This window comes from Micromonospora purpureochromogenes, from assembly GCF_900091515.1.
GTDB classification, from domain to species: domain Bacteria; phylum Actinomycetota; class Actinomycetes; order Mycobacteriales; family Micromonosporaceae; genus Micromonospora; species Micromonospora purpureochromogenes.
Genome location: NZ_LT607410.1, coordinates 4885432 through 4910465 on the forward strand (window position 1 = coordinate 4885432; position 25034 = coordinate 4910465).

At 72.9% G+C, this 25034-nt stretch carries 22 protein-coding genes; 14 read left to right on the top strand and 8 right to left on the bottom strand.

Features of this window, described 5'->3' with window-relative positions; genetic code table 11:
* Positions 1-78: 78 nt before the first annotated feature.
* Positions 79-1503 (top strand): hypothetical protein, encoded by a 1425-nt coding sequence (locus GA0074696_RS31460; RefSeq protein WP_197700762.1) that lies wholly within the window; start codon positions 79-81, stop codon positions 1501-1503.
* 36 nt (positions 1504-1539) lie between these two features.
* On the opposite strand, the gene GA0074696_RS22510 is transcribed toward GA0074696_RS31460, so the two are convergent.
* Entirely contained in the window at positions 1540-2580 is a 1041-nt protein-coding gene (locus GA0074696_RS22510) for an App1 family protein (RefSeq protein WP_172894386.1), read from the bottom strand.
* Positions 2581-2704: 124 nt separating this feature from the next.
* On the opposite strand from GA0074696_RS22510, the gene GA0074696_RS22515 reads away from it, so the two are divergent.
* From GA0074696_RS22515 to GA0074696_RS22530, 4 genes are all read left to right on the top strand, one after another.
* Entirely contained in the window at positions 2705-4321 is a 1617-nt protein-coding gene (locus tag GA0074696_RS22515) for a hypothetical protein (RefSeq protein WP_088962946.1), read from the top strand.
* Between the two features lie 22 nt (positions 4322-4343).
* On the top strand, positions 4344-5138 hold the full coding sequence (yaaA, locus tag GA0074696_RS22520; protein ID WP_088962947.1) for a peroxide stress protein YaaA: 795 nt from the start codon (positions 4344-4346) through the stop codon (positions 5136-5138).
* Between the two features lie 99 nt (positions 5139-5237).
* A complete protein-coding gene (locus GA0074696_RS22525; protein ID WP_088962948.1) occupies positions 5238-5885 on the top strand; it encodes a hypothetical protein in 648 nt (215 codons plus the stop codon).
* Between the two features lie 60 nt (positions 5886-5945).
* Positions 5946-6908, top strand: a complete 963-nt coding sequence (locus GA0074696_RS22530; RefSeq protein ID WP_407940506.1) for a TAXI family TRAP transporter solute-binding subunit — start codon at positions 5946-5948, stop codon at positions 6906-6908.
* A 4-nt stretch (positions 6909-6912) separates the two neighbouring features.
* On the opposite strand, the gene GA0074696_RS22535 is transcribed toward GA0074696_RS22530, so the two are convergent.
* Both GA0074696_RS22535 and GA0074696_RS22540 read right to left on the bottom strand, forming a co-directional pair.
* A complete protein-coding gene (locus GA0074696_RS22535) occupies positions 6913-8352 on the bottom strand; it encodes a sensor histidine kinase (RefSeq protein ID WP_088962949.1) in 1440 nt (479 codons plus the stop codon).
* A gap of 10 nt (positions 8353-8362) precedes the next feature.
* Positions 8363-9019 (bottom strand): response regulator transcription factor, encoded by a 657-nt coding sequence (locus tag GA0074696_RS22540; RefSeq protein ID WP_088962950.1) that lies wholly within the window; start codon positions 9017-9019, stop codon positions 8363-8365.
* A 132-nt stretch (positions 9020-9151) separates the two neighbouring features.
* On the opposite strand from GA0074696_RS22540, the gene GA0074696_RS22545 reads away from it, so the two are divergent.
* Positions 9152-9490: a DUF952 domain-containing protein gene (locus GA0074696_RS22545; protein WP_088962951.1), complete on the top strand. Its 339-nt coding sequence runs from the start codon at positions 9152-9154 to the stop codon at positions 9488-9490.
* A 58-nt stretch (positions 9491-9548) separates the two neighbouring features.
* Here the strand turns inward: GA0074696_RS22545 and GA0074696_RS22550 are convergent, their stop codons facing one another.
* The 3 genes from GA0074696_RS22550 to GA0074696_RS22560 form a co-directional block, all read right to left on the bottom strand.
* Positions 9549-11306, bottom strand: a complete 1758-nt coding sequence (locus GA0074696_RS22550) for a CDP-glycerol glycerophosphotransferase family protein (protein ID WP_172894388.1) — start codon at positions 11304-11306, stop codon at positions 9549-9551.
* Positions 11307-11525: 219 nt separating this feature from the next.
* Positions 11526-13604 carry a DUF6077 domain-containing protein gene (locus GA0074696_RS22555; RefSeq protein ID WP_088962953.1) on the bottom strand — a complete coding sequence of 693 codons (2079 nt, stop codon included), beginning with the start codon at positions 13602-13604 and terminating at the stop codon, positions 11526-11528.
* A gap of 170 nt (positions 13605-13774) precedes the next feature.
* Positions 13775-14374 carry a TetR/AcrR family transcriptional regulator gene (locus GA0074696_RS22560; protein WP_088964725.1) on the bottom strand — a complete coding sequence of 200 codons (600 nt, stop codon included), beginning with the start codon at positions 14372-14374 and terminating at the stop codon, positions 13775-13777.
* A gap of 215 nt (positions 14375-14589) precedes the next feature.
* Between GA0074696_RS22560 and GA0074696_RS22565 the strand changes: the two genes are divergently transcribed.
* From GA0074696_RS22565 to GA0074696_RS31230, 8 genes are all read left to right on the top strand, one after another.
* Positions 14590-15483 (top strand): ABC transporter permease, encoded by an 894-nt coding sequence (locus GA0074696_RS22565; RefSeq protein ID WP_088962954.1) that lies wholly within the window; start codon positions 14590-14592, stop codon positions 15481-15483.
* The gene (locus GA0074696_RS22570) at positions 15476-16294 is read left to right on the top strand and encodes an ABC transporter ATP-binding protein (protein ID WP_088962955.1); all 819 of its coding nucleotides are present in this window, start codon (positions 15476-15478) and stop codon (positions 16292-16294) included. Before GA0074696_RS22565 ends, GA0074696_RS22570 begins: the two co-directional genes overlap by 8 nt.
* A gap of 113 nt (positions 16295-16407) precedes the next feature.
* Positions 16408-17919, top strand: coding sequence for a bifunctional cytidylyltransferase/SDR family oxidoreductase (locus GA0074696_RS22575; protein ID WP_088962956.1), 1512 nt, complete (start codon positions 16408-16410; stop codon positions 17917-17919).
* Between the two features lie 27 nt (positions 17920-17946).
* A complete protein-coding gene (locus GA0074696_RS22580) occupies positions 17947-19662 on the top strand; it encodes a CDP-glycerol glycerophosphotransferase family protein (RefSeq protein ID WP_088962957.1) in 1716 nt (571 codons plus the stop codon).
* Positions 19663-19922: 260 nt separating this feature from the next.
* Positions 19923-20255, top strand: coding sequence for a hypothetical protein (locus GA0074696_RS22585; RefSeq protein ID WP_088962958.1), 333 nt, complete (start codon positions 19923-19925; stop codon positions 20253-20255).
* Between the two features lie 337 nt (positions 20256-20592).
* Entirely contained in the window at positions 20593-21789 is a 1197-nt protein-coding gene (locus GA0074696_RS22590) for a helix-turn-helix domain-containing protein (protein ID WP_088962959.1), read from the top strand.
* A 125-nt stretch (positions 21790-21914) separates the two neighbouring features.
* Positions 21915-22136 carry a hypothetical protein gene (locus GA0074696_RS30925; protein WP_157746086.1) on the top strand — a complete coding sequence of 74 codons (222 nt, stop codon included), beginning with the start codon at positions 21915-21917 and terminating at the stop codon, positions 22134-22136.
* 211 nt (positions 22137-22347) lie between these two features.
* Complete coding sequence (locus GA0074696_RS31230) at positions 22348-22521, top strand: hypothetical protein (RefSeq protein WP_172894390.1); 174 nt, start codon at positions 22348-22350, stop codon at positions 22519-22521.
* Between the two features lie 947 nt (positions 22522-23468).
* Here GA0074696_RS31230 and GA0074696_RS22600 read toward each other — a convergent pair.
* Together GA0074696_RS22600 and GA0074696_RS22605 are read right to left on the bottom strand one after the other, a co-directional pair.
* Positions 23469-24110 (bottom strand): NAD(P)-dependent oxidoreductase, encoded by a 642-nt coding sequence (locus GA0074696_RS22600; RefSeq protein ID WP_088962961.1) that lies wholly within the window; start codon positions 24108-24110, stop codon positions 23469-23471.
* Positions 24107-24952 (bottom strand): NAD(P)H-binding protein, encoded by an 846-nt coding sequence (locus GA0074696_RS22605; RefSeq protein ID WP_088962962.1) that lies wholly within the window; start codon positions 24950-24952, stop codon positions 24107-24109. Before GA0074696_RS22605 ends, GA0074696_RS22600 begins: the two co-directional genes overlap by 4 nt.
* Positions 24953-25034 lie beyond the last annotated feature (82 nt).

Sequence of the window (25034 nt, forward strand, 5' to 3'; positions counted from 1 at the left end):
TCGGATGCCGGATACCCGTGACGACGAGGCGGAGGAGCTTCGATGGCGTGGAGCAGGGGCACGACGAGCAGACGAAGGGTGACGGGGTCGTCCCGTCAACGGAAGATCGCCGGCGGGGTCGCGCTCGCGGTGACGGCCGGCGCGGCGTTCGCGGTCGCGACCGGGACCGGTCAGGCGGCGGAGAACTGCCAGGGCCTGGACACGGCCCTGCGCAACAACCTGACCTTCATCGCCGGACAGCGGCAGAATCCGGACGCCAACTCGCCGGCCCGGATCGCCAACCGACAGGCCGTGGTCGACCTGATCCAGCAGCGCCGCACCGCCGCCGGCTGCGACGGCGACGTGGACGTCGCCGGGGCCGCCTGCCCGATGGTCCCGTGGGAGGTGGCCATGGCCACCCGCCTGGACCAGGCGTGGGCGGTCACCGAGCAGCTGACCGGGAAGCGGACCGGCCAGCTCGCGGACCCGCGGGTGACCCAGGCCCGGGTGCAGCGACTCGACGGGATCTTCGGCGGCATCCGCGACATCGTGCAGGGGGCGCAGCAGGCCCAGGCCGGGAAGGCGGCTCCCGGCGCAGGCGCGGATCCCGGCGCAGGCGCAACTCCCTCCGGAGGCGCGGCGGCCGGCGCGGGCGCGGCGCGCGCGGCCCGGATCATCGACGCCGTGGGTGGGCTGCTCGGGCAGATCGCCGACATCGTCGAGGCGGCCAGGGCTCGTCAGCAGGCCGGCGCGGGAGCGCAGGGGTCCGGTGGGCAGCAGGCCGGTGAGCAACAGGGCGCAGGGCAGCAGGCGGCCGGTGGACAGCAGGCCGCAGGTGAGCAGGAGGCCGGCGGGCAGGAGGCGGGCGCCGAGCAGGCCGGGAACGCCGCCGGCCAGCAGGCCGGGAACGCAGGGCAGAAGGCCGGGAACGCCGGCGGCCAGAAGGCGGCGAATGCCGGCGGGCAGGTCGCCAAGCGGATCCAGCAGATCCGCGTCCGGATCCAGCAACTGCGGGCGATCGTGCAGCAGGCGCGGGCGGCCCGGCAGGCCGCGCGCGACCAGGCCGCAGCCGAGGACCAGGCGCAGAACGAGGCCGGTGCACAGAACCAGAACGAAGCCGGGAACCAGAACGAGGCCGACGACCAGGCCGACGCACAGAACCAGGCCGGAGCCGAGAACCAGGCTGGCGCCCACGAGCAGAGCGGCGCAGAAGACCAGGCCGGTGCCGAGGACCAGGCTGGAGCGCAGGACCAAGCCGGAGCCGAGGACCAGGCCGGTGCCGAGGACCAGGCCGGAGCACAGGACCAAGCCGGGTCACAGGACCAGGCCGGAGCACAGCACCAGGGTGCGGGCGGTGCCGGTTCGGCCTACATGGTGGCCGACCCGAGCGCGCCGGGCTGTGCCGACGCAGCCGGGGAAGAGCCCGGCGGACCCGCCGCCGACGGCGGGATGGCCGGCACGGGCACGGGTACGGCTGCCGACGGCGGCAGGGCCGGCACGGTCAGCGGGTCACGCACGGACTAGGACCGGCGCGGTGGGCGCGGCCTGGTCGGGCGTACGTCAGACCAGGCCCGCGTCCCGCAGCAGCTTCCAGAGCCCGGCGCCGTCCGGCGCGGAGAGCCACTTCTGCCCCACCGGGCCGGACGAGGACTGGCCGGCCGGGGCGGGCAGGCTACCCGCCAGCACCGACTGGGTCGGCGAGAGGCGGCGGATCGCCACCCCGGCGACGTTGTCCGGGTGGGCGGCGGCGAACTCGCGGTAGATCTCCTGGTCGTGCTGCCCGTCGTCGCCGATCAGCAGCCAGCGCACCTCGGGAAACTCCCGGGCCAGCCGGGCCAGGGTGGCGCGCTTGTGCTCCCGGCCGCTGCGGAACCACCGGTCGGCGGTCGGGCCCCAGTCGGTCAGCAGCAGCGGACCGGCCGGGTAGAGGTGCCGGGACAGGAACCGGGTCAACGTCGGCGCGACGTTCCACGCCCCGGTGGAGAGGTAGAAGACGGGCGCGCCCGGGTGGGCGGTGGCCAGCCGCTCGTAGAGCACCGCCATGCCGGGAACCGCAGCCCGGGCGTGCTCGTCCAGCACGAAGGTGTTCCAGGCGGCGAGCAGCGGTCGGGGCAGCGCGGTCACCATGACCGTGTCGTCGATGTCGGAGAGGATGCCGAACCGGACCTCCGGGTCGAGGATCCGCACCAACGCCTCGGCCGGCTCGGCGTCGGCGACGCGGAGGCGGACCGAGGACCAGCCGGGGGTGAAGTCGCCCTCGACGATGGTGTCGACGAAGCCGCTGCGGTCGGCGTGTGCCTCGTGGGTGACCCCGCCCGCCTCGATGGTCACCTTGACGTGCTTCGCGGGCAGGGTGGTGAAGCTGCGCCAGCCGCGTACCTTCTCCAGCCGGCCCCGCTGCCGGGTGTCTGGGCGGCCGAGCAGCACCCGGCAGAGCACCCGCGCCCAGCCCGGCGCGCCGTAGCCGGCGTACGCGATGATGTTGGCCTGCCAGCCGGTGCGGCGCAGGCGACGCTCCACCAGCTGGTGCACGGCGTCCTCGATCCGCGCGGCTCGGTGCAGGTTCGGTACGGCCAGCTGGCCTGCGGGAGTGGGTGGCACGCTGCAACCCTGCCACACCTGGGCGGAAGCGGCCACGCGAGAGGCGCCGGGCTCCCGGGATCCGCCCCGGCCCTCCGACACGGCGTGAAACACTCCGGTCGGGACGGCGACGGGGGCGTTGGTCGTGTCGACATCGGGATCGCAGGACCACGCGGAGCGGCCGCGGCTCGACCGGCCGGCGCTCGTCGCGCTGCTGCTCGGGGCGGTCGGGGTGGGTTACCGGCTGGTGCTGACCCTGCTGACCGTGCCCCCGTCGAACAGCGACGAGGCCACCTTCGGCCTGGCCGCCCTGCACATCGCCGCCGGCAGGGAGCGCCCGGTGTTCCTCTACGGGCAGCACTACATGGGCATGGCGGAGGCGTACCTGGCGGCGCCGCTGGTGGCCCTGGCCGGTCCGAGCTGGCCGGTGCTGCGGCTGCCGCTGCTGGCCCTGTACGCGCTCTTCCTCTGGTTGTCGTACCGGCTGACCCGTCGGCTCTACTCGCCCTGGTTCGCCACCTTCGTGATGGGTCTGCTGGCGCTCGGCACGGAACGGGTGGTGCGCGACCAGTTGACCGTGGTGGGTGGGCGGCCCGAGGTGAAACCGGCGGTGCTGGCGATGCTGCTGATCGCGGTGGCGCTGGCCCAGGACCGGGTGCGGCGCCGGTGGGCCGCGATCGGCCTGGCCGGGCTGCTGGCCGGGCTGGCGCTCTGGTCGGACTGGCTGATCGTGCCGTACCTGGCGGTGGCCGGGCTGCTGCTGCTCTACGCCGCCCGCCGGGACCTGCTCGGCTGGCCGGCGCTGCTGCTGCTGGCCGGCTTCGTCGTCGGCCTGGCGCCGATGATCTGGGACAACCTGGTCGCGCCGCCCGGGCTGGACTCGCTGTCGGTGCTGCGCGAGGTCAGCGCCACCGCCGGCCCGCCGCCACCCTGGTCCGCTCGGGTGCGCGGCGGTCTGCCGGAGGGGGTGCCGCTGGCCACCGGGCTCTGCCCGATCACCGGCTGCGCGCGCTGGCAGGAGTGGTTCGGCCTGCTCTACCCGGTGCTGCTGGCGGTCGCGGCGCTGCTCGCGCTGGTCGCGTACCGCCGGACCGCCGGCCTGCCCACGGCCCGGCGGGTCCGGCCGGTCGCGCAGCTCGCCCTGGTCGCCGGCGCGGCCCTGACCCTGTTCGCGTACGTCCGCAGCCCGCTCGCCGTGAGCGACCCGCTGGGCAACGCCCGCTACCTGTCGTTGCTCCAGCTCTCCCTGTCCGCGGTGCTCTGGCCGCTCTGGGCGGCGGCGGTGGCCTGCTGGCGAGGCACGGTCGGCGCGGCGGGCCGGCTGGCCGGAGCGACCGCGACCGCGGTGCTGGCCGGGCTGACCGCCACCGCCGTGGTGGCCACCGGGCTCTTCCTGACCGGGACGGAGGCGGCCCGGGCCGAGGAGCGGCAGGCGCGGGAGCTGGCCGACGCGGTGCGCCGTACCGGGCTGCGCGAGGTGTACGGCGACTACTGGACCTGCAATCGGCTGACCTTCAGCACCGACGAGCGGGTGGTCTGCGCGGTGCTCGACGGCGCGCTCACCCCCGGGCAGAACCGTTACCGGCCGTACTGGGACCAGGTGGGCCGGGCGGAGCGGCCCGGGTACGTGCTGGCGGTCGACTCCGCGGCGGACCGCCGGCTGCGCCGCCTGCTCGGCGAGGGGGCCGACGCCGCCGCCCTGGCCGAGGTGGCCGGCTATCGCGTGTACCACCCGCCGGCCGCCGTGCGGCCGTGGCGCTGATCCCGGCCCGTAGGCTGGCGGCGTGCTCATCCTGCTGCCGCCCTCCGAGGGGAAGGCCGACGCCGGCACGGGCCGGCGGCTCGACCTGACCCGGCTCTCCCTGCCCGAGCTGACCCCCGCCCGCCAGGAGGTGCTGGCCGCGCTGATCGGGCTCAGCGGCGGCGACGAGGCGGCGGCGCTGGCCGCACTCGGGCTCAGCGCCGGGCAGCGGGGCGAGCTGGCCCGCAACGCACGGCTGGACCGGGCGGCGACCGCACCGGCGGGGCAGGTCTACACCGGGGTGCTCTACGAGGCGCTCGACCTGGCCTCGCTGCCGGCCCCGGCGCAGCGGGCGGCGCGCCGGACCGTGCTGATCAGCTCCGGCCTCTGGGGCGCCGTACGCCTCACCGACCGGATCCCGCCGTACCGCTGCCCGATCGGGGCGAAGCTGCCGGGGGTGGGGGCGCTGTCGGCGTACTGGCGTCGGGCGTTGGCCGCGGCGATGGCGGCGGCGGCCGGCGACGGGCCGGTGCTGGACCTGCGCTCCGGCGCGTACGCCGCCACCTGGGCGCCGCGCGGCGAGCAGGCCGGCCGCACGGTGACGGTGCGGGTGCTGCACGAACGGGACACGCCGGCCGGGCCGACCCGCAGCGTGGTCAGCCACTTCAACAAGGCCACCAAGGGTCGGCTGGTCCGCGACCTACTGGTGGCCGGGGCCCGGCCGCGCACCGCCGCCGGGCTGGTCACCGCGCTGCGTGACCTCAAGTACACGGTCGAGGAGCAGCCGACGCCGCCCGGGCGCCCCCGGCAGCTCGACGTGGTGGTCACCGAGCTCTGACGAGCCGCAAGATTTCCTCAAGGCTGGGCCGGATCGGTGGAACCCGGCCGGCGCGCGGGTGACGGTATGGGGACCCCGACGCCGACAAGGAGCGGTCCGATGGCCCCGCAACCCACTTTGCTCGACCGGCCCCGCGTTCCGCCGCCCCCGCCGCCGATGGACTGGCTCACCCTGGGCGACGCGTTCGAGGTGGCCTGCCTGGTCCGCTGCACGCCCCCGCCGGCCGCCGAGCGGGTCCCGATCGAACCGTACCGGCCGGTGGAGTTCAACCGGGAGGACGCCGCGCTGCGGATGCGGCAACTGCTCAACCGGCTGGACGTGCCGGTGGAGCACGAGGTGGTCAGCGGTGGCCTGCGCCGCCGCTACGAGCTGCACCGGCTGCACGTGCCCCGGGAACACCGGGCGGCGTACGCGGAGCTGCGTGAGTCGGGCTGGCGGCGAGGCCGCCGTGAGCTGCTGGGCGGGCCGGCCCCCGGCGCGTCGACGGCCCGGGCGGCCTGGCGCTCCCGGCTGGCCGCGGCGGCCTGGCGGTCGGCGCTGCTGGCCGGCGGCCGGCACGTGCGCCGGCACATCCTGGGGGTCCGGCTGACCGATCGGGAGCTGGCCGCCGTGCTGGTCCGTAGCGCCGCCCTGCTGGACGTGCCGGCCCTGCTCCGGCCGGGGGCCGGCTGCTTCGTGGTCAGCGTCGCCGACGGCCCGGACCGGCTCAGGATCATGGACCGCGCGGCGCTCGCCCCGGCCCGCTGACCCGGTACACCGACCGGGCGGGCTTGCGCCCGGGGCGGTACGCGGCGCAGAGTGCTGCGCGTGAGCCGTTGCTGGTCTGTCCCCGGCCGGCGGCGCGCCGCCGCCCCGGCGGCGCTGCTGATGCTGCTCCTCGTGTCGACGGCCGGGCTGGGCGCCTGCCGTGATTCCCCGGCCGAGCCGGTGCCGATCCGGATCGCCACCGGCAGCCCGACGGCCGTGTACCACGCCTTCGGGCAGTCGCTGGCCGCCATCCTCAACCGGGAGCTGCCCGGGGTGCGGGCCAGCGTGGTGGTCACCGCCGCCTCCGCGGAGAACATGCGGCTGGTCGGCGCGGGTGCGGCCGAACTCGGCTTCACCCAGGCCGACGTGCTGCCCACCGGGCCCGCCTCGCACCCGTCGGTGCTCGCGGTGGCCCGGGTCTACGACGACCTGCTGCACCTGGTCACCACCGCCGGCGGCCCGGTCCGGACGGTCGCCGACCTGCAGGGCCGGCGGGTGTCGGTGGGCGCGGCGGGCTCCGGCACCGAGGTCACCGCGACCCGGCTGCTGGAGGTGGCCCGACTCGGCGGCGACCGGGTCCAGCAGAAGCACCTCAACCTGGACGACTCGGTGGCCGCGCTGCGGGCCGGCGAGATCGACGCGTTCTTCTTCTCCGGCGGGCTGCCAGTGCGCGCGGTGCGCGAGCTGACGGCCGACTCGGCCACCCGCATCGTCGACCTCGGCGAGTGGACCGAGCCGCTGCGCCGCAGCTACCGCGAGGTGTACGTGTCGCGGGACATCCCACGCTCGGTGTACCACCTCGACCCGGTGACCACGGTGGCCAACCCGAACTACCTGATCGTCCGGGCGGACCTGCCGGAGTCGCTGGTGCGGGAGGTGACCCGGCTGCTGATGGAGCGCCGGGCCGAGCTGGCGGCGGCCCATCCGGCGGCCGGCCGGATGAGCCCCCGCTCGGCGATCGCCACCGCGCCGCTGCCGCTGCACCCGGGCGCGGCGGGCTGGTACCGCTCCGTCAAACCCTGACCGCTCAGGTCCCGGCCGGCGCCCCGTCGACGCCCACGTCTTCGGCGGAGTGCCCCGGGCCCGCCTGCTTCGGCACCAGGGCGTCCGCCGGGAACCACAGCTCCGCGACCAGGCCGCGCGGCTCCCCCGCCCGCATGGTCAGCCGCCCGTCGGAGGCGTCCACCAGCACCGCGACGATGGTCAGCCCCAGCCCCGCGCCGTCGATGTTCTGCGCGTCCGGCGCCCGCCAGAACCGCTCGGTGGCCTGGTCGAGCTGGCCCGGCGTCATGCCCGGCCCGGTGTCGCGTACCTCCAGGGCGGTGCCGCCGTCGGCGTACCGGACGGTGACGGTGACCTCTCCCCCGGCCCCGCTGAACTTCACCGCGTTGTCGATCAGCGCGTCCAGCGCCTGGTCCACGGCGGTGGGCACGGTCCGGGCGTACGCCGGGCCACGGGCGCGCAGCCGGAGGGCCACCGAGCGGTGCCGGGCCAGCGGCTCCCACGCGGCGACCCGCGAGGCGGCGACCTCCGCCGCGTCCACGGTCACCCGCTGGTTCTCCTCCCGCTCCGCCCGGGCCAGGGTGAGCAGGGCGTCGAGCACCAGCGCCAGCCGGTCGGTCTCCTCCAGCGCGAGCCGGTGCTCGGCCCGGCCGTCCGGGTCGGTCAGGCTCGGGCCCAGCTCCTCCACCCGCAGTCGCAGCGCGGTCAGCGGGTTTCGGAGCTGGTGGCTGGCGTGGGCGACGAACGCACGTTGCCGGTCCATCACGTCGGAGACCGCGTCGGCCATGTTGTTGAAGCTGGCCGCGAGGCGGCGCAGCTCGGGCGGGCCCAGCCGGTGCTGCACCCGCGCCCCCCGGTCGCCCTCGGCGATCTCGTGGGTCACCGCGTCCAGCTCGGTCACCGGGCGCAGCACCCAGCCGGCCAGCCCGAACGCGGTGGAGACGCAGGCCAGCACGGCGAGCAGCCCGATCCCGGCCAGCAGCAGCCACCAGACCGTCACCGTGCGCCGCACCTTGCCGGCCGGGGTGGCGGTCACCACCGCGCCGAGCACCTCACCACCGTCGTTGATCGGCACCGCCACCACCAGCGGGCCGTCCACCCACGGCCAGACCGCCTCCGGCCCGCTGAACTGCTGGCCCGCCAGGGCCGTGTCCCGCGCCGTCTCGGCGTCCCGGCCGGCGCGCCAGTCGGGCGACACCACCACGGTCCGGCCGTCCCGGTCGACCACCGCCGCGCCGATGCCGTACAGCTCCTCGTAGGCGGCCAGTTCGCCGCTGAGCGGTCCGGGCACGCCGCCGCGCAGCGCCGGCCCGGCCAGCGAGGCGAACCGGGTCGCGTCGGCGAGCCGGTCGGCGCGGATCCGGTCGGTCTCCCGGGAGGCGAGGGTGGCCGCCAGCGGGGTCTCCAACGCCAGCAGCACCAGCACCATCAGCAGCAGGTAGCTGATCACCAGTCGGCGACGCACCGGCCGCCCCTCACTCGCCGCGGAGCCGGTAGCCGACCCCGCGCACGGTCTCCACCAGGCGGGGCTCGCCGAGCTTGCCGCGCAGCGAGCCCACGTGCACCTCGACGGTGTGCCGGTCGGCCCAGGTGGTGCCCCAGACGTCGAGCAGGATCCGGTCCCGGGGCACCGCGACGCCGGGCTGGCGGGCCAGCGAGAGCAGGATGTCGAACTCCTTGCGGGTCAGCGCCACCGGCCGCCCGGCGACGGTGACCGTACGGCCGGCGACGTCGATGCGCACGGCGCCGGCCTCGATCAGGTCCCGCTCCGGCACGGTGTGCGACGCGCGGCGCAGCACCGCCTCGATCCGGGCCTGCAGCTCCACCATCGAGAACGGCTTCACCACGTAGTCGTCGGCGCCCAGCCGCAGGCCGAGCACCCGGTCGCGTTCCTCGCCCCGGGCGGTCACCGCGATGATGCCGAGCTGGCTGCTGCGCCGGCGCAGCTCCCGGCAGACCTCGGTGCCGTCCCCGTCGGGCAGGGTCAGGTCCAGCAGCACCAGGTCGCACGGGGCGGCGGAGAGGGCCGCCGCGACGGTGGCGGCGTGCTCGACCTCGTACCCGCGCCGGGTCAGCGCCGAGGAGAGGGCGGCGGCCACCCGACGGTCGTCCTCGACCAGCAGGATGCGCACGGGTGACCCCCATTCGTCGTACGGATGACGTGCGAATGGTGGCAGAAGAGCGCGACGGGCGGGAGGCCCGGTCCGGCCACCGGACGTGTCCGACCGGCCCCGGGCGGGCGGAGCGGGCCGTACGCTGCCGTCATGATCTACAAACTGGTGACCCTCGACGAGTGGGCGCGGGCCGAGGTCGACGGGTACGTCCCCGCCTCGGCGCTGGACCGCCAGGACGGGTTCCTGCACCTGTCGGCGGCGGACCAGATCGTGGAGACCGCCCGGCGGCACTACGCCGGCGCCACCGGGCTGGCCCTGCTCACCGTCGAGGAGGACCGGCTCGGCGACGACCTGCGCTGGGAGCCGTCCCGCGACGGTGCCCGGTTCCCGCACCTGTACGGCGCGCTGCCACTGGCGGCGGTCACCGGCGTCGCGGAGCTACCGGCGGACGTGCCCGCCGCCGAGGCGGTGGCCGACCTGCTGCGCTGAGCCGGCAGACGAGGAGGCCCGGGACGAGTCGTCGTCCCGGGCCTCCTGGTGCGCTGGGTCAGCGGCAGAGCCGCCCGATCTCCTCGGCGAACCGGTCCATCGGGTTCGCCTCGGCCGGGCCGAGCAGGTAGGTCTTCAGCTCGCGCCGGGCCTCGGTCATCGGGTCGTCACCGGTGCGGGTGAGCGCGAGGATCTTCTCCAGCTCGCCGCAGTCGACCGAGAGCAGGTACGCCGCCCGCGAGGTCGGGAACTCCCGGCGGAACTCGTCCTCGGGCAGCCCGCTCGGGTTGGCGACCACGTACGGCCGCTGGCTCTGCACGAAGTCGGAGACCACGCTGGACACGTCGCTGATCAGCAGGTCGGTCTGGTTGAAGCAGTCGAACAGCGCCGGGACGCGGCCGGTGACCACCCGGTGGCCGGGGCCGTCCAGCGAGGTGGCGTCGACGTCGCCGCCGGCCGCCCGGACCAGCGACACGATCCGCTCGTGCGCGGCCTTGGCCTCCTTGGACCGGGAGCCGGTCAGCGGGTGCGGCTTGTAGATCAGGCGGACCGCGGGCGAGGTGGCCAGCAGGCCCTTGACGATCCGCTCCCCCATCAGCACCACCGAGGTGTGGTACGGGTCGTCGTCCAGCCAGCCCTCCCAGGTGGGGGCGTAGAGGACGGTGAACGGCCGGTCCTCGGCGCGCGCGCCGAAGGTGTGCACGCCGGCGAGCTGCGGGCGTCCGATCTCGACGATGTCCTCGTCGCGTACGCCGACACCCGCCCGGGCGTAGCGCTCCCGGCCGGCGAGGCCGGCGACCCACACCTCGTCGTACACCTTGCTGTAAGGGTTGACGCTGGCCTGCTTGTCACTGTCGCCGTGCCCGACGAAGACGTGCTTCATGCCGGGCTCGCGGAGCAGGTGGATGTTCGCGCCGACGTTCGCGGCGTAGAGCGCGGCGCGGACGCTGCCCAGTTCGAGGTTCATGAAGTCCACCCCGGCCGGTACGCAGACCACCGGCAGCCGGGTGTCGGCCAGCTCGAGGAAGGCCTCCCTGCTGCGCATCAGCACGATGCCGCGCTGGTTCAGGGCCTCGGTCGGGGCCAGCCACATGTTGGCCTGGTAGACGTCCTTGGCCGGGCCGGCGAAGTAGAGCGCCACCTCGGGCCGGTAGCTGTCCAGCCAGCGCTGGAGCACCGGCAGCACCGGGCTCTGGCCGGTGCCCCGGCCGCGCAGCCAGGTCAGCGCGATGATCGCGCCGACCGCCGCGGCGACGATGACGGCCACCGCGCCGACGACCAGGACCGGGGCGACGTCGCCCTGGACCGCGGCCACCACGGCGGCCGGGATCAGCAGCACGTTCGCCACCGCCAGCGGGACGCCGGCGAGGTCGGACGCCCACTGCGGCGGGCGTGGCGCGGACCGGATCGGGCCCAGCTCGATGTTGCGGACCAGCGCGGAGATCGGGTTGCGACGGTCGATCATCGTGTTGAGCGCGCCGGAGAAGACCGCGATCACCCACACCGCGGCCGGCAGGATCAGCAGCCAGGTCACCTCGATCGCGGTCAGCCGGACGGTCGCGGCGACCAGCAGCACCGTGGCCAGGTCGCGGCTGAGCTGCCGGTAGCCCCGGTTGAGGCCGACCTTCTCCAGCAGGAGGTCCGACGCCGGCGACCACCGGGAGAGGGCGAACTCACCGACGACGGCGGCCAGCCCGGCCACGGCGAAGACGGGCACCCAGCCGAGGGCACCTGCGACGAGCATGACCAGGTAGGACAGCACCAGCAGCGCGCCACGGGCGGCGACGCCGATGCGTTCCATTAACGTGCCGAACAACGGTTACGCTCCCTAGAGATCGATGACGGGCGTTGCCCTTGTCGTCGACGTCACGCCGCGACGTGGGTGGTCTGTCCCGCGCCGTGTCCGGTTCGACCCGGCTGCGGGTGACTGCGACCTTAACGCGAGTGGATGCCCCGGTGTCGCTCGGGTGTCGGGCACGATCATCGTCGCCGCGACCCGGGCCGGCGCGCCACCGGGGCGTGGGTGTCGGACCGCTCAACCGGCCGGTCGGTAGCAGGTCATCGCCCCCGGCCCCTTGCGCGCGGCGAACTTCTCAAAGCCGAGGTCGACCACGGTGTCGCGGGCGTACCGGTTGCCGTTGTAGACGCAGATCGTGCCCACGCCGACCCGCCGCACCGCCGTGGCCACCTCGTCCTTCGGCGGCTGGATCCGGCCGTCGGCGAACCCGGCGAGCAGCAGCCGGTCCTTGGCGAAGTCCGAGTTGAGGTCGTACTCGACCAGGTAGAAGTCGCGCGGCAGGACCACCCGGACCTCGCTGGTGACGATGAGCGAGGCCCGCATGATCACCGACGGGGCGAGCAGGAGGCCGTCCGGCCGGTCCTGATCCTTGATCCAGAACGCGATCTTCTGCCGCTGCTGGGGCAGCTTCCAGGTGGGCCGGTCGTGCGTCTGCACCCAGCTCTCCGGCGACCACATCGGAGTGGCCCAGACCGCGAAGCAGGCGACCATCGCCGCCGCCACAACGACCCCGACCGCGCCGCGCAGCAGCGGCGCGGGTGACGGGACGTCCACCGTGCAGAGCAGGCCGATCAGCGCCGGCAGCGCGAGCAGCCAGGGCACCCGCCAGAGCACCACCGAGATGCCGCTGAGGTCGCCCAGCACCTCCAGCACGCCGGGGATCAGCAGCACGCTCATCGTCAGGGTGGCGCCGGCGGCCAGCAGCGCCGGGGTGCGGCGTCGGGCCAGCAGCGGACCGCACCAGAGCGCCAGGCCGCTGATCACGCCGACGATCCCCACCAGCAGCGTCCGCCGGTAGGTGTACTCGGCGTCGAAGAAGGCGTCGTCCGCGCCGGTCGCGGTCATCCCGCCGAGCACCAGCCGGGACACCACGATCGCCCCGACCGGGTACGCGACGGCGGCCACCCCGCCGATCAGGGCGTCCTTCCAGCGGCCGACCAGCAGCATGGCCAGCCCCGCCGCGCCGACCAGCATCGGCAGGATGATCGCCGAGGTGGTGGTCAGGCCGGCGGCGGTCACCGACAGCGCGAAGACCAGCAGCAGCGACCGGCGCGAGCGGGTGTCGAACCACTCGGTGAGGTAGAGCCACATCAGCGGGATGACCGCCGAGACGAACATGCCCTTGCCCTCGTAGAGCCGGGGCAGGTGGAACGTGCCCAGCGCGGCGTCCGCGCCGGCCACCAGGTAGAGGTAGGCGACGGCGACGCTGAAGGCCAGCACCGGGCGGCGGGGCGCCCACCGGTGGACCAGCCGCCAGAGCGCCAGGATGGCCAGCACGGCCAGCGCCGGCAGCAGCACGTACCAGGTCGCGGAGGCGCCGTGGATGCCGAGCACCCGGCCGAGCGCGCCGGCGAACACCTCGATGGAGGGGGTCGGCGGCTGCGAGCCCATCGCCGGGGCGACGTTCTCGGTGAAGAGGAAGTCGTTGAGCGGGACGATGTCGCGCTCGGCCACCCAGACCGACTTGCCGACGTAGTAGACGTCGTCGGGCGTGTTGCGCGCGATGAACAGCGAGGAGATCGCCACCCCGACCGAGACCAGCAGCGCGTACGCCGACTGGAGCGCGGTCGGCGCGGGCGCCGCCGGCTCGGGCGCGGGCCCGGCCAGCCAGGCCCGCCGGGTCAGCAGCAGCACGCCGACGGCCGCGAAGATCCCGGCGCCGGCCGGCACCCACCAGGAGATGCCGTCCCCGGCCGGCGTGCCGGCCAGGCCGGCGGTGATCGCCGCCACGGCGGCGGCCGCCACGACCGGCAGCACCCAGCGGCGCGGGTGAGCGGCGGGGGCCGGGCTCGGCGGCGTCGACGCGGTGGCCGCGCCGCTGCGCCGCCAGGCGCGCACCCCCGCCCAGCCGGCCAGCAGCAGCGCGGACGCCACCCAGATCAGGAAGGTCACCGACGGGCGGAGGCTGAACAGGAACGCGGCGTGGTAGAGCACGGTCCACAGCGCGAAGCCGACCACGCCCGCGTCGGTGACGGCGGCGGGCGCCGCCGCGATCAGCGCGGACAGCCGGCGCCGACCGGGCGCCTGCGGGCTCTCGGGAGACGCGTCCGCGAGGGCGGGACGCTCCTCGACGGCAACGTGGTCGGCGTTCGACACGGGTCGTCCTTGTCGTTGGGTGGGCGATGTGCGCGACAGGCATGCGGCGGGCGGCGCCACCGGCGCGGCCCGACTCCGGTCCGGGTTGCAGAGTAGCCCGAACCACCTTTTCGTGATGTCCGACAGGTGGCGTGGCGGTGACGCGTCGGGGCCCACCGGTCTGTCCCGGATCAGCCGGACACCGGCGCCTCGCGCTGGCGGGGCAGCGCCGGCTCGGCGCCGAGGCCGGCCGCGACCGCCTCGGCGAGGGTGTCGAGGTAGGTGTCGGTGAGCGGGGTGCGGGCGATGGCGAGCCGCCAGTAGAGCGGCCCCACGATCAGGTCGACCGCGGCGTCCGGGTCGGTGCCGGCCGGCAGCTCGCCGCGCTCGATCGCCCGGCCGATGAGCTGGCCGCCGATCTCCTGCTGCTTGCCCCGGAGCACCTGCTGCAGGCTCTGGTCGATGGTCGGGTTGCGGGCCGCCTCGGCGAGCAGGTCCGGGATGATCTGCGAGGCCAGCGGGTGGCTCAGCGCGTGCGCCACCACCTGGAACAGCAGCGCCAGGTCGCCGCGGAGGGTGCCGGTGTCCAGCGCGGGCAGCTTGCTGCCGGCGGCGGCGACCACGGTCTCCAGGACCAGCTCGAGCTTGGAACTCCACCGCCGGTAGATGGCCGTCTTGCTGACCCCGGCCCGGCGGGCGACCGCCTCGATCGAGAGCCGGCCGTAGCCGACCGCGGCGAGCTCCTGCATCAGCGCGCGCCGGATGGCCTTCGTGATGTCGCCCCGGAGCACCGCGGCGCCGGCCGGCGCACGCCTCTTCTCGCTGGTCATCGGGGACCTTCCGCAGCTGTCACATGGGCCAATGTACCGCAACGACGGTACGGTTGCGTCCCGACGTGTTTTGGACTACCGTCCACCCAGCGACGAGGCGGCCCCCGCGAACAGTCCCTCGTAAGATTCCATCGTCGCGCGCATCCCGTTGGCACGAAAGATCGGAGCGCCCTTCCATGGCCGACACCGCGCTGGTCGACCCCGAAACGGGCCTGACCCAGGCGCAACTGGCCGCCCGGCACGGACTACGGGTCGCCGGTGAGCGCCCCTCCCTGGCCGAATACAGCCGCCGGCTGTGGTCCTACCGGCACTTCATCGCCGCGTACGCCAACGCCAAGCTCGTCGCCTCGTACAGCAACGCCAGGCTGGGCCAGGTCTGGCAGGTGCTGACCCCGCTCACCAACGCCCTGGTCTACTACCTGATCTTCGGCGTGGTGCTGGCCCAGAACGAGATCCCGAACTTCATCGCGTATCTGACCACCGGGTTGTTCATCTTCAACTTCACCCAGAGCGCGGTACTGGCCGGCACCCAGTCGATCAGCGGCAACCTCGGGCTGATCCGGGCGCTGCACTTCCCCCGGGCCAGCCTGCCGCTGGCCGCCACGCTCACCCAGTTCCAGCAGCTGCTGGCCTCGATGATCGTGCTGGTCGGGATCGTGCTGGTGACCGGCGAGCCGATCACCCTCAAGTGGCTGATGGTGGTGCCGGCGCTGCTGCTCCAGGCGGTCTTCAACGCCGGCATCGTGATGGTGGTCGCCCGGATGGGCGCGAAGGCCAGCGACCTGAAGCAGGTCATGCCCTTCCTCCTGCGCACCTGGATGTACGGCTCCGGCGTCCTCTACAACGTCAGCCTCTTCGAGCGGCTGCCGGGCTGGGCGACGACCGTGGTCCAGTTCAACCCGATGCTGGTCTACATCGAGCTGGCCCGCTACTCCCTGCTCGAGCAGGCGCCACTGCTCAACGAGTCGCTGGCCCAGCTCTGGCTGGTCGGTGCGGCGTGGGCGGTGCTGGCGGGTGTCGGGGGCTTCATCTACTTCTGGCGCGGCGAACAGGAGTACGGCCGTGGTTGACCACTTCGAGGCGTCCAACGACGCCACCGTCACGCTGCCCCGGCTGACGGAGCGGATCCCCACCGTGGTGGTGGACGACGCGCACGTGATCTACCGGGTGCACAAGGGCGCCGGTGGGGGCAGCTCGCCGGTGGCCGCGCTGCGGCGGCTGGTGAAGCGCTCCTCCGCACCGAACATCCAGGAGGTGCACGCGGTCAAGGGGGTCTCCTTCACCGCGTACCGGGGCGAGGCGATCGGGCTGATCGGCAGCAACGGCTCCGGCAAGTCCACCCTGCTGCGCACCATCGCCGGCCTGCTGCCGGTGAACCGGGGCGCGGTCTACACCCAGGGCCAGCCCTCGCTGCTCGGCGTGAACGCCGCCCTGCTCAACGACCTGTCGGGTGAGCGGAACGTCACGCTCGGCTGCCTGGCCATGGGCATGCACCCGGACGACGTGGCCCGGATGGCCCCGGAGATCATCGAGTTCTCCGGGATCAACCAGCGGGGCGACTTCGCCAGCCTGCCGATGCGGACGTACTCCTCCGGCATGGCGGCCCGGCTGCGCTTCTCCATCGCCGCCGCCAAGAAGCACGACGTGCTGCTGATCGACGAGGCGCTCGCCACCGGCGACAAGGGCTTCCGCAAGCGCAGCGAGCAGCGGGTCCGGGAGCTGCGGGAGGGCGCCGGCACGGTGTTCCTGGTGAGCCACCAGCTCTCCTCGATCCGGGACACCTGCGAACGGACGATCTGGCTGGAATCAGGCGTGCTGCGGATGGACGGACCGACCGACGAGGTCATCCGGGCATACGAGGCGTTCTCGAACGGTAAGTAACAACCCGGGCCGCGTCGCCCCGTTGGGGCGGCGTGGTCCGCGCGTTAAGGTTCAACCCGTCGCCACTCGGGCGCAATCTTTCATTCAGGCTTTCCTGGAAGTGAGGATCGGCAATGACGCAGGACCACACCACTGGCCCGGACGCCACACCGGAGACCCCGGCGCCGTGGCGGCCCTCGCGGACGGTGGCGGTGGTGCTGGCCGGTGGCACCGGGACGCGGCTCGGCCTGGGCATCCCGAAGCAGCTGCTGAAGATCGCCGGTAAGCCGATCATCGAGCACACCCTGGCCGTCTTCGAGGCCGCGGCGGAGATCGACGAGATCATCGTGCTGATGGCCACCGGCCACGTCGCCGACGCCCAGCAGATCGTCGACAAGGCCGGCTTCCGCAAGGTCAGCAAGGTGATCGAGGGCGGCGACACCCGCAACGCCACCACCCGGATCGCCCTGGACGCGGTCGGCGAGGGCGACGTCAACATCCTCTTCCACGACGCGGTCCGGCCGCTGGTCAGCGCCCGCATCGTGCGGGAGTGCGTGAACGCGCTCTGGAGCTACTCCGCGGTCGACGTGGCGATCCCCTCGGCCGACACGATCATCCAGGTCGACGAGAACGAGTGCATCACCGACATCCCGGTCCGCGCCACGCTGCGCCGCGGCCAGACCCCGCAGGCGTTCCGCTCCGGCACCATCCGGGAGGCGTACCGGCGGGCCGAGGGCGACCCGGACTTCGCCGCCACCGACGACTGCGGCGTGGTGCTGCGCTACCTGCCCGGCACGCCGATCAAGGTGATCGACGGCTCGGACGAGAACATCAAGGTCACCCACCCGGTCGACGTGCACCTGGCGGACAAGCTCTTCCAGCTCGCCGCCGCCCAGGCGCCCCGGCTGACCGACCACCGCAGCTACACCGAGGAGCTGGCCGGCCGCACGATCGTCATCTTCGGCGGCAGCTACGGCATCGGCCACGACCTGGCCGGTCTGGCCCGCCGCTACGGCGCCCAGGTCTTCCCGTTCAGCCGCTCCTCCACCGGCACCCACGTCGAGCGCGCCGAGGACGTCGAGGCCGCGCTGAAGACCGCCTTCGAGGCCACCGGCCGGATCGACCACGTGGTGGTCACCGCCGGCATCCTGGAAAAGGGCTCGCTGACCGACATGGACCAGGAGACGATGGACCGGGTGCTCCAGGTCAACTTCGTCGGCCCGGTCATCGCTGCCCGGCAGTCCCTGCCGTACCTCCAGCAGACCAAGGGTCAGCTGCTGCTCTACACGTCCAGCTCCTACACCCGGGGCCGGGCCCAGTACGCCCTCTACTCCGCCACCAAGGCGGCGCTGGTCAACCTGACCCAGGCGCTGGCCGACGAGTGGGCCGAGTTCGGTGTGCGGGTCAACTGCATCAACCCGGAGCGCACCGCCACCCCGATGCGTACCAAGGCCTTCGGCGAGGAGCCCGAGCACACCCTGCTCGCCGCCGAGACCGTGGCCCAGTCCTCGCTGGACGTGCTGATCTCCGACCTGACCGGCCAGGTGATCGACGTACGTCGGGCGCCGGGCGAGCCGACGCCGGTGCCGGCGCAGCCCACCGCCGCCGACCAGGACCGGCTGGCCAGCGGCGTCGACGCCGGCTGACCCGCGACCCGGAGACGAGTGGGCGACATGCGTGGTGACCTGGTCAGGAAACTGATCGCGCGGTGCCTGACCACCGGTCTGGCCGTGGTCGCGTTCCTGGTGGTGGCGCTGACCGGCGCCACCGGCTGGGGTCTGGCGCTGGCGGTGGCCGCGCTCGTCGCGGCCGCGGCGGAGCGCCGGGTCCGGCCGGGCGCCGACATCAACGCCGAGTCGGTGCTGCTCGCCGCCGGGATCCTGGTCGGGTACGCCCGCCGGCTCGACGGCGGCTTCGACCCGGCGCTGGTGCTCACCGCGCTGGCGCTGCTCGGCCTGGTGCTGCTGGTCGGGCCGCTGCGCGACGCCGGCAACCTGGAGATCCGGGCGGCCAACCTGCCGGTGCGCACCTGGACCCCGCTGGTCGCCGCGCGACTCGGCGGCGCGCTGCTGGCCCTGCTGGGGGTGGTGGCGGTGTGCGCCGCGCTCGCCCTGCCCGCCGTCGTCGCGCTGGCCGCCAGCCTGCTGGTGGCCGGCGCGTGCGCCGCGGTCGGGCTCGACCTGGCCCGCCGGCGGTTCCGGCCGGTGGCGGGCGGCGGGCCGATCGCCCGGGCGCTGCGGGCGCACCAGCCGGAGTTCCTGCTCTACTTCTCCGCTCCCCCCGGCTCCGAGTACCAGGTCACCATGTGGCTGCCGTACCTGGAGCGGCTCGGCCGGCCGTTCCTGGTGCTGCTGCGGGAGCCGGAGTTCCTGCCGACCGTCGCCGCCGCGACGAGCGCCCCGGTCGTCTACTGCCCGACGCTCAAGGCGATGGACGAGGCGCTGGTGCCGAGCCTGCGGGTGGCCTTCTACGTCAACCACGGCGCGAAGAACAGCCACTGCATCCGGTTCTCCCAGCTCACCCACGTGCAGCTGCACCACGGCGACAGCGACAAGGCGCCGAGCGCCAACCCGGTGTCGGCGATCTTCGACCGGATCTTCGTGGCCGGTCCGGCCGCCGTCGAGCGGTACGCCCGCGCCGGGGTGGAGATCCCGGCGGAGAAGTTCGTCGTGGTCGGCCGCCCGCAGGTCGAGGCGATCGAGGTACGCACCGAGCCGGTCACCGGCCTGGCGCACCCGACCGTGCTCTACACCCCGACCTGGACGGGGCACCACGCCGACGCCAACTACTGCTCGCTGCCGGTGGCCGAGACGCTGCTGCGCCGGCTGCTGGACCGCGGGGCGACGGTGATCCTGCGGGCCCACCCGTACACCTCGCAGAACCCGGCCTCGGCCCGGCAGCTGGCCCGGCTGACCGAGCTGCTGGCGGCCGACCGCAACCGCACCGGCCGGCAGCACCTCTGGGGCGCCGCGGCGAGCCGGGAGCTGTCCCTGGTCGACTGCGTCAACCGGGCGGACGCGCTGGTCTCCGACGTCTCCGGGGTGATCTCCGACTTCCTCTACTCCGGCAAGCCGTACGCGGTGACCGACATGGGGGTGGACGGCGACGACTTCGTGGCGCGGTTCCCCCTCGCCCGCTCGGGTTACGTGCTGCGGCGGGACATGTCCAACGTGGACGACGTGCTGACCGGGCTGCTGGACACCGATCCGCTGGCCTCGGCCCGGTGGGAGACCCGCCGCCGTTACCTGGGCGACTTCCCGGCCGACTCGTACGCCGAGGGGTTCCTCGAGGCGGCCCGGCGCGAGCTGGAGCCGGGGTGGGAGCCCCCGTCGCCGCGCGCCGCCGACGCGGTGGCGCAGGAGGGGTCACCCCTCTCCCCCACCGCCTGAACGTCGGCCCGGGGCGCGTCCACCGGCTCCGGTCCGGCTAGTCCAGCGCGCCTTCGCTCAGATGCCGATGGCGACGGCCAGATGAGATACCCCGCGGATGCCAGACAGCCGATGCTGCGCCGCCCAGGCGAGCCCATCAGCTTCAGAGGGGAACACCCATAGCCCTGCGGCAACCCCAACTGGGGTGTCGACGCGAGGCACGCCTGTCAGTCATGCTGGAGCTGCGAGCCGGCGCGACTGCTCCCTAGAACGAGGCACTTATGGGCACGGATGAGAAGGAGATATCCCTACGGGCCTTCTTGCGGTCGTTGCCTTCAACCGCGGTCTGGATGCTGTTGACGTGCATCGCCGTTTGGATCATGTTGGTCTGGTGGGAGCCGAACCCTCCGCCGTTCTGGATCATCCTGGTTGCCTGGCCGGCGTTTACGATTTCGCTGGGTCCGTTGGTCTGGCTTCGCTACGACCGGGACTCCCACACACCCGGTTGGTGGCCAGCCATGGCCTTCGCTCTGGTGTGGGGCGCCTTGGTGGCTCCGCTACTGCTTGCCCTGGTGTATGGCACCGCCGCAACCTTGTTCGACATCGGACGTTAAGGGCCGAGACTGACCCCGGTATGACCCCCACATGGGCTCGAACAGCACGATGAGTCAAGCGAGCACGAGGGCAGCCGCCGGCGGCCGGGCGCAGACAGCCGCCCGAGGTCGTGGATCCGGACGGACCCCACCGGACGAACGCCCAGAACTTACAAGCGAGAGGCCCGGCGGCACGCGTTGCTGTTCACGGGACCGAGGCGACGGGCAGGCCGTCTGCGTCGGTCGATCGTCCTGCCGGTTGACATCGATGCGCCACGTGGAGGGGTACGGTCGAGAGCGATGGCTCGCTGGGTGGCGGCCGGCGAGTCAGCTTGGACCTTCAGCTGGGAGCGGCGCTATGGCCTCATTCGTCGACCCGCGCTTCGGCGTAGCTCTGCGTGAGTTCCGAGAGCGCCGTGGTCTGTCGCTTCGGTCTCTTGGGCAGCTCGCCCATCGGAGTAAGAGCCATCTGCACGAGCTGGAGACGGGGCTCAAGGCTCCGACCGTCGACACCGCGCGCCACCTGGACCGGATCCTCGACGCGGGAGGCGTTCTCGCTCGCTTGATCGATGCACCCATAGACCATGCTGCCGAGGCCGGCGAGCTCCGGGCGAGGGTTGTCGCCAGTGATGTCAGTAAGGACGTGCTCGGCCGTATCGAGCAGGGCGTTGATGACCTTGCCAGCGCCTATCCGACAATGGCCCCAGCTGATCTCCTGCCTCTGGTGCGACGGCACCTGGCCTACGTCGGGCGGCTACTCGACGGTCGTGTCACGCTTGCTCAGCAACGACGGCTGTTGGTTGCTGGCGGGTGGTTGGCGGTGCTGCGGGCCACGGTTCACATCGATCTGCGGCAGCGGTCTGCGGCGGCTGCCCATTTGCGGGCCGGGCATGACCTCGCCGAGCACGCCGAGCACGCCGAGATCCGGGCTTGGTGTCTGGAGACCCGCGCCTGGGACGTGCTGACTCAGGGCGACTACCGGGCAGCACTCGACCTTTCCCGCCAGGCCCAGCGGGTCGCTCCGAAGGGTAGCTCCGCCTACATTCAGGCAACTGCCCAGGAGGCGCGTGCGTGGGCGCGGATGGGTGACGTTGGTGCGACGCGGCGTGCGTTGGATCGGGTGGAGCGACTGGCGGCGAATTTGCCGGTTCCTGAGCGTGCGGAGCACCACTATCGCTATGACCCGGCCAAGGCTGCCGCGTACACGGCTACGACGTTGTCGTGGGCGGGGGACCCTGGTGCCGAGCAGGTTGCGCGAGCCGTGCTGGCGGACCTGGACCCAGACGGCGATGGAGGAGCGCGGCCCCGCCGGTCCGCGTCAGCCCGTCTTGACCTGGGCCTTGCCTTGGTCGCCGCTGGCCAGTCAGACGAGGCGGTAGCTCTCGGGGCGAAGGCCGTGGCGTCCGGACGGGTGGTGCCGTCGAACTGGTGGCGGGCTACGGAGCTGCTGGCCAAGGTGGAGCAGGCGGGAGTGCCGGAGGCCGCGACCTTACGCGACCTGTGCATCGAGTTCGCCCCCGGGCGGCGGCCATCAGCGGACAGCACATCCGGTTAGCGGACAGTCACCTTCTGGATCGACGATGTTTGTGGCGTGACGCTGTTCCTCACTGCACCGGGGTGCGGAACAGGGCACATCAGCCGCTGCCTCTCCGCGCCCTGCAAAGAAGAGGGGGCGAATTCGTGACGTTGATTGTCGGGCTTCTACGACAGATCGTCAGCCGGCTTTTCCCGTCGCCACCGGCGCTCCCCGGCACCGGACAGCGCATTGAGGCACGGGAGCAGGAGGCTGCCCGGCGGCGGCTCTTGGATCAGGCGCGAGGCACGGAGCAGCAGCCCTCGACGGTAGAAGACCGGTCGCTCGACTATCACCCGGCGCCGCAGTCTGCGGAGGGCGGCAAGTGAGCGCCCACGGGCCAGTGCTGCCGATCTGGAGCTGCGGCGGCTGTGGCGCACCATGGCCATGCACTACCCGACGCCGGGAGCTGCGAGCAGAGTTCGAGGATGCTCCGGTGTCCCTGTCTCTCTACATGGGGGCGCAACTGGTTCGTGCGACCGCCGATCTGACCTGGGCACCCGCCGGCACGCTGTATCGGCGTTTCCTCGGCTGGATGCGGTGAGCATTCTGCGGCCCGGCGACGAGAAGTTCCACTACAGCGACGGCTCCCACAAGTGGATCCCGCCGGACCCGGAGTACGACCAGGAGATCTGGGACGAGCAGGTCCGCCAGCACAAGCAGGGCCACCTGAAGAACGAGCGCCCGAAGGTCCGTGTCCAGCGCCTCGTGTGATGCCAGCAGTACAGCAGCGGAGTACAGCAACCGTGTCAGTCGAGCCGGACGCGTCAGCAGGCCGTCTGACCTCGCATCAAGCCCGAACCGACCGCCTTGCCGAGAGTTCACACGGAGTGCTCAGCGGTTTTGCGCAGCGATCGACAGCGACCCATGTCGCCTGGCAGGGGAGTATGCGCAGGTCACAGCGGTAAGGAGCCCCTGGATGGCCTGGCCTTGCTTTTGGGAGCAGATTGGGTGCAGGTTGGCGAAGTGGTCACCGCGCCCGAAGTGCTCACCAACGCCGGCCAGGAACGAGGGCTTCGGCCTGCGGTGATGCGGTCGAGCGGTCCGGCGTGACCTCGCAGAGAACACCGAAGAGGTCACGCTCCGCTGGTCCCGCTTGACTCGTGCCGGTTGTCGTCTCGATCTTGCCGGCGCCGGCGTCCAGGGTTCCGCCGTATCGATGTGTGGCTCTGGTTGTGCCTGTGCCGGCGGCAGCGCGGATCCTGAGGACTGGAACTTCAATCTCACGGGGAACTCTGTGAGCAGGGCCTCCAGCTCGGTGACCTCTTCGGCCCTTCCGAAGAGGTCATGCTGATCGCGCGGCAGGTCGGCTCGCCCCGCTGCGCTACTGTGTATTGGCGGTTGCAGGGGCACCTCGCCGAGGTCGCACGCCGCTGGCAGGCGGCCGGGAATCTGCCCGCCGACGCGATTCCAGAGCAGGTCGGCGCCCCCATGCTCGGCCTCGGGCAAGGCTTCGTCCTGCAGCGCCTGCTGGTAGGTGGCGCCGACCCCGATGGGCCGCCCCGGATACGACACCCCCCCAGCCGCGGCCGCCTGTCTCGCCGGGGTGCGGGCACTGCCGACTGCGGCCCCGGCCGGCACGCCCGACCGGGTGTCGCGCATGCCCGCCGCCGGGCACGGGCGTGACGTCGGTCGGCGGTCTGCCGTACGTGCTCTGATCGTCAGTTGCTGATGGCCGGCGCGGCGTTGTGGAACCGGTCGTCGGTGAGCTGCGCAGCGGTGAAGGCGGCGATGTCGGCGCGGGTCACTGCCATGCCGATCTTGTTGGTGCCGAAGAAGCCGTAGCGGTTCACGCCGCGTGCGGGGCCGTTCTTGGGTGCGCTGAACCGCACGATGGTCCAGTCGATGCCGCTGCTCATGATGAGGTCGGACATGCCCAGCATCTCCTGGTAGGCGCGGCTCACCAGGTTGCGACCCATGAACCCGATGAGCTTCTGCTGCAGGGTCGGCCTGTCGCGTTTGTCGACGATGCTGGGCGTGCCGTTGCCGATGAACCGTCCGACGCCGTGGCGCCTCATCGCCTCGATGATCAGCCGGGTGCCCTCGACCAGCGGCAGGCCGGTGGCCTTGCGGTCCATGCTGGGGCCGAGCGCGGAGATGACCGCGTCCGCGCCGGCCACGGCCTGGTCGATCGCGGCGGCGTCGGTGATCTCACCGACGATCAGGCGCAAGCCCTGGGGCCAGGTCGACGGGACCTTGCCGACGTTGCGCACGTAGGCGGTGACGGTGTGCCCGGCTGTGAGCAGGTCGGCGACGATGAGCTGCCCGATGGCGCCGGTGGCGCCGAAGACGGTGACGTTCACTGGCTCAGCCCTTCGACCAGGGACATGGTGCGGTGTCCGATGTGGCGGGTGAGGTCGTCACCGGCGTACGCCATGATCCCGGCGCCCATGTTTACGTCGAGGGCGGCCAGGAACCCGGCGGTTCCTTCGTCCAGGCCGGCGCCGGTCAGGATGGCCTGGTACTGCTCGGCGCTGACCGGCTGGTACTGCACTGGCTTGCCTAGGACCTTCGCCATGGCGTCGGCGAGATCGGCGTACGTGTAGTCGGTGTCGCCGGTGAGGCTGTAGTTCTTGTCCTCGTGGCCGTCGGTGGTGACCACGGCGGCGAGGGCTTCGGCGAAGTCGCGTCGGCCGGCCGGAGCCACGCGGCCGTCGCCGACGGCGGCGGTGAAGACGCCCGTCTTCGCGGCACCCTGCATAGCCTGGATGTAGTTTTCGATGTACCAGCCGTTGCGCAGGATGGTGTAGCGCAGGCCGGACTCCTTGATGGCGTCCTCGGTGGCCTTGTGGTCGGCACCGAGCGCGAAGCTCGGGTCGTCGGCGCGGACGCCGCTGGTGTAAAAGAAATGCTCCACTTCGGCGGCCCTGGCGGCGTCGACGACGGCGCGGTGTTGCTGCAGCCGGTGGGGGTCCTTGCCCGAGATGAGCACCACCTGGTCGTGTCTGGCGACGGCGCCGCGGATCTGGTCGGCGTCGTCGAGGTCCACGCGGACGGTGCGGTAGCCGTCGGCGGCGAGGGCGTCGAGGACCTGCTGGTTGCGGCCGGCGGCGGTGATGTCGGCCGCGCCCAGGCCACGTTTTTGCAGTTCGGGCAGCAGCAGGCGGCCGAGGGCGCCGGTGGCGCCGATGACGAGGACAGACATGCAGGAGTCTCCGTTCAGGCTTGTGGGGTCAGGGTGGGGGTGTTCGCGTACCGCCGGGGCGACCTCGGTGGCGAAGCGGTAG